This is a genomic window from Ewingella americana ATCC 33852 (genome assembly GCF_000735345.1).
GTDB lineage: Bacteria > Pseudomonadota > Gammaproteobacteria > Enterobacterales > Enterobacteriaceae > Ewingella > Ewingella americana.
Window position 1 is genome coordinate 1 of record NZ_JMPJ01000080.1, and the last position, 276, is coordinate 276.

The 276-nt window shown below is 55.4% G+C and carries 1 pseudogene; it reads left to right on the forward strand.

Annotated features, from left to right (window positions below):
- Positions 1-276 (forward strand): annotated as a pseudogene (locus GEAM_RS22285) (AMIN domain-containing protein); the annotation flags it as partial.

A 276-nucleotide genomic window follows, 5' to 3' on the forward strand; every position in this document is an offset into this window, starting at 1 on the left:
CAGTTTGATAAAACGACGGTCAGGCTGGTGATGGAGCTGAAAAAACAGATTAACCCGCACGTTTTCACCCTCAAGCCAGTTGCTGGGATCCACAATCGCTTAGTGGTAGATCTCTACCCACAAGAAGGGGCCGTGAGCGCGGAGGATGATCCGCTATTGGCATTGCTGGAAGATTACAACAAGGGCGATGTGGCGCGAACTCTGCCGCCAGAGACCGCCAAAGATGGCAAGGCGGGGCGCGAGCGGCCGCTGATTATCATGCTCGATCCGGGACAT